We start from the raw sequence: 4,058 nt of genomic DNA, 5'->3' as shown, positions 1-4,058 counted from the left end.
ACCCCCGGACCGGTGCCGAGGTCGGCCCGGACCACTCCGAGCGGGTCGACCAGCATGCTGCGGCCCACGCCGAACCCGTCCTTCGACTCCTCCGGGTTGGGCGCCTGGCCGACGGCGGCCGTCCACATCGTGTTCTCCAGGGCCCGTGCGCGGACCAGCGTGACCCAATGGTCCTCCTTCAGCGGGCCCGACCCCCAGGCGGCGATCACCGCGAACAGGTCGGCGCCCTTGTCGACCAGCGCCCTGGTCAGCTCGGGGAAGCGGATGTCGTAGCAGGTGACCAGCCCGACGCGCAGCCCGGCCAGCTCGACCACGGCCGGCTCGGCGCCCGGCGCCACCAGGTCGGACTCCTTGGAGCCGAAGGAGTCGAACAGGTGGATCTTCCGGTAGGCGGCCTTGATCCCGCCGTCGGGGCCGATCGCCACGGCCGTGTTGTGCACCTTCGCGCCGGCCGGGCCCTCGCCCGGCTCGAACACGCCGGCGATCACCGCCAGGCCGTGGGTCCGGGCCGCCTCCGCCAGCCCGGACACGAACGGCCCGTCGAGCGGCTCGGCCAGCTCGGTGACGCGCCTGCCGTAACGGGTGAGCGTGGCCTCGGGGAAGATCGCCAGGTCGGCCCCCTCGGCGCGGGCGAGCGCCTCCCTGGCCCTCTTGAGGTTGGTGGCCGGGTCAGGAGAGACCGGAATCTGGCAGAGGGCGATTGTGGTCACGGCCCGACTCTAACCGGTTGGGCACCAGTCGAAACCAGGTCAGGCACCGCCAGATCCACTCAAGTGGGCCGTACCGAAATCTGGTGAGCCACCAGCCGCTGAACAACGTCTGCGCCACCACGGTGGTCAGCGCCACCGCGAGCACCGGCCAGCGGGTGTCGCCGGTCTTCAGCGGGACCGTGCACAGCGCGATCACCGCCGTGCCGGTGACGTAGTTCGTCAGCGCCATCCGGCCCAGCGGCTCCAGCAGGGCCGAGGACCACGGCCGCAGCGCCAGCAGCAGCCCACTGGCGTACGCCGCCGCCCCCGACAGCGCGGCCACGCTGTAGACGGTCCAGTCGCCCGCCCCCGGCGCCTCCGCGACGCCCGCCCAGGTGACCGTCAGCACCAGGGAGGTCAGCGCCGAGGCCGCGAACACGGGGGCCAGCAGGCTCCGCGGCGGGCGCAGCCGCATCAGCCCCATGCCGACCAGGAACAGCCCGGGGATGAGCGACGGGCCCGCGCCGTGGAAGGTGGCCCAGACGGTCGCCGCGACGCCGAGCGCCAGCACCGGCAGGCCGCCCGGCAGGAACGAGGCCGGCAGCAGCACCACCAGGCCGTAGAGGGCGTAGTCGGTCAGCACCTCGCCCTCGTAGAAGGTGTGCTGGAGCAGGCCGAAGCAGGCCAGCCAGGCCAGCCGGCGGGCCAGCGCCCAGCGGCTTCCCGAACGGTCGAGGAACAGCACGAAGCTGATGCCGAACAGCAGCGAGAAGATCGGGTAGAAGCGGCTCTGGAACAGCGCCTCGATCGTGCGGTCGATGCCGGTGTAGGGCTCGTGGCTCGCGTGCTGCCAGGCGTTGACCAGCATGATGCCGCCCACCGCGAAGCCGCGGAGGGCGTCCAGCTCACGGATGCGCGTCACAGGAACCAGGTGAACCACCATACGAGGAATCCGGCGCCGGTGACCGCCGCCACGATGTGCGGCCACCGCCGTGCGTGGAACAGGGCCGCGACGCTCAGCACGGCCGAGGCCGCCGCGATCCACGTGTACAGGCCGCCGACCGGGGCGGGGACGCCGACGGCCAGGGCCGTCTCGTTCCTGCTCGCCATACCGTAGACGGCCTGGCCGGTCAGCCCGGCGAACGCCACGCCCGCCAGCCCCGCGAAGGCGGTCGCCGACCTGCCGCGCAGCGCTCCCGCGGCGAGCTGGACGAGCGAGACGAGCGCGAACAGCGCGAAGGGCGCGGCCAGCCAGGGCGCCTGCGAGATCCGGTACGGCGCGCCGGTGACGTGCGTGTCGGCGAGCCGGAGCGTGGGCCGCAGACCCGGGTCGGGCTCGCACGGCTTCGGCGACACGCCGCCGGGGGACTCGACGAACTCGGCGATGTGCTTCCTGGCGCACGCGCTGGTGAGGAAGACGGCGTGGCTGCCGCGGAACGTCTCGAACCGGGCGCCGGGGATGGCTTCGGCGGCGGGCCCGGCCGTCCTGACGGGGGTGGTGGGGTCCCGATCGCCGCCGACGACGTAGACGGGGGCCTTGGGGACGGCGTTCACGGGGGCGGATCTGGGAAGTTGCCACGCATCACACACCGCTTTGTCCGCGTTTACCGTGAAAAGTCGGGATTTGGTGGTGAAAGTGTTGAACGGCACCTCGTCCTGGCACTGCACCGCGTGGTACAGCCCGAACTCGTGCGACACCAGCCCCTCGCCCACCGCGTCGGCCAGCGGCCGCAGCAGCTCGTCGTGCCCCTCGGCCAGCCCGCCGACCAGCGCGGGCGCCACGGCCGACACGTCCGCCTCGTGCAGCGCCTCGGCCAGGACGGTGGCCACGTCGTCGCCGGACATCGTCGCCGTGAACGGCCGGCCGAGCAGCGGATCGGTGGTCGGCACCCGGGCGGGGGAGCGGTTGAGCCCGGCCACCACCCGGTCGAAGGCGTCGCCCACGCCGAGCGCGGCCACGGTGTCGCCCAGGTTGCGGTCGGCGTCGTCGTACCAGGCCACGGACTCGGGCAGGAACGAGTCCAGCACGACCGACCGCACGCCCTGCGGGTCGGCCGCGGCGACGTCGGCCATGACGCGGGTGGAGTAGCTGACGCCGAACAGGTTCCAGGAGGGGAATCCGAGCGCCTGGCGCAGGGCGACCACGTCGGCGGCGATCTCCTTGGTGTTGTAGCCGCGCAGGTCGACGCCCTGCTCCTGGAGGCGGGCGCGGCAGCGCCGGGCCGCCGCGCCCACGTCGGCGGGCGGTCTGCGCAGCCGTCCGAGCAGCGCCTCGGCCGTCTCGGGGCAGCCCAGCACCGGACGGGAGTACTTCCCGCCGCGCTGCTCGATCGTCACCACGTCGCGGTCGGGGAACATCTGGCTCAGGAACCCGGTGAGCTGCAGCGACGACGACGCCGGCCCGCCGCCCATGTAGACGATCGGATCGGGTTTGCGGCCGGCGGCCGTCGAGGTGTGCACGGCGTACCCGACCTTGATGGTCCGGCCCGGCGTGTCGCGGCGCTCGGGGACCAGCAGGAACCCGCAGACGGTGTGCTCCGGCACGGCGACCGGGCAGGGCGCGGACTCCACGGGAGGAGGCGTGGCAGGCGTGACGAGGGGAACGCTCAGGGCGAGGGCTAGCACGACCCGGATGATCACGAGACGAGACTAATAGTGTGGGGGCGTGACCGAACCACTTGTTTCCAGGATGCGCGCCTTCGGCACGACGATTTTCGCCGAGATGAGCGCGCTCGCCGTGCAGACCGGGTCCATCAACCTCGGACAGGGCTTCCCTGACACCGACGGCCCGGCCGCCATGCTCGACCGCGCCGTGCAGGCGATCACCTCGGGCGCCAACCAGTACCCGCCGGGGCCTGGGGTGCTGGAGCTCCGGCAGGCGGTCTCGGAGCACCGGATGGCCCACTACCGGCTCGACTACGACCCGGCGGCCGAGGTGCTGGTCACCGTGGGCGCCACCGAGGCCATCGCGGCGAGCGTGCTGGCGCTGTGCGAGCCGGGCGACGAGGTGATCGCGTTCGAGCCGTACTACGACTCCTACGCGGCCTCGATCGCGCTGGCCCAGGCCAGGCTCGCGGCGGTGACGCTGCGTCCGGTGGACGGCCGCTTCACCTTCGACCCCGACGAGCTGCGCGCCGCCGTCACGCCGCGTACCCGGGCGATCCTGGTCAACTCACCGCACAACCCGACGGGGACGGTCTTCACCAGGGACGAGCTGACGGTCATCGCCGAGCTGTGCCAGGAACACGGCCTGATCGCGATCACCGACGAGGTCTACGAGCACCTCACCTTCGACGGCGTCGAGCACGTCCCCAACGTCGGCCGCAACGTCCACATGCTGCGCATCCCGACGCTGCGCAGCGTGTTCCT

Annotated in this window: 4 protein-coding genes; 1 reads left to right on the top strand and 3 read right to left on the bottom strand. The window is 72.6% G+C overall.

Annotation, left to right across the window (positions count from 1 at the left end; translation table 11 throughout):
• The 3 genes from ACWCSD_RS49140 to ACWCSD_RS49130 form a co-directional block, all read right to left on the bottom strand.
• The coding region (locus ACWCSD_RS49140) for a carbon-nitrogen hydrolase family protein (protein WP_449926172.1) at positions 1 to 710 on the bottom strand (710 nt) is incomplete at its 3' end.
• A complete protein-coding gene (locus ACWCSD_RS49135) occupies positions 670 to 1,611 on the bottom strand; it encodes a DUF418 domain-containing protein (protein ID WP_449926169.1) in 942 nt (313 codons plus the stop codon). The genes ACWCSD_RS49140 and ACWCSD_RS49135, both read right to left, overlap by 41 nt.
• Complete coding sequence (locus tag ACWCSD_RS49130; RefSeq protein WP_449926166.1) at positions 1,608 to 3,314, bottom strand: alpha/beta hydrolase; 1,707 nt, start codon at positions 3,312 to 3,314, stop codon at positions 1,608 to 1,610. Before ACWCSD_RS49130 ends, ACWCSD_RS49135 begins: the two co-directional genes overlap by 4 nt.
• 40 nt (positions 3,315 to 3,354) lie before the next feature.
• Between ACWCSD_RS49130 and ACWCSD_RS49125 the strand changes: the two genes are divergently transcribed.
• The coding region (locus ACWCSD_RS49125; RefSeq protein ID WP_449926163.1) for an aminotransferase class I/II-fold pyridoxal phosphate-dependent enzyme at positions 3,355 to 4,058 on the top strand (704 nt) is incomplete at its 3' end.

It is taken from the genome of Nonomuraea sp. NPDC001684 (genome assembly GCF_053596515.1).
Note: the sequence above shows the minus strand (reverse complement) of the source record. Positions and strands in the feature narration are given on the sequence as shown.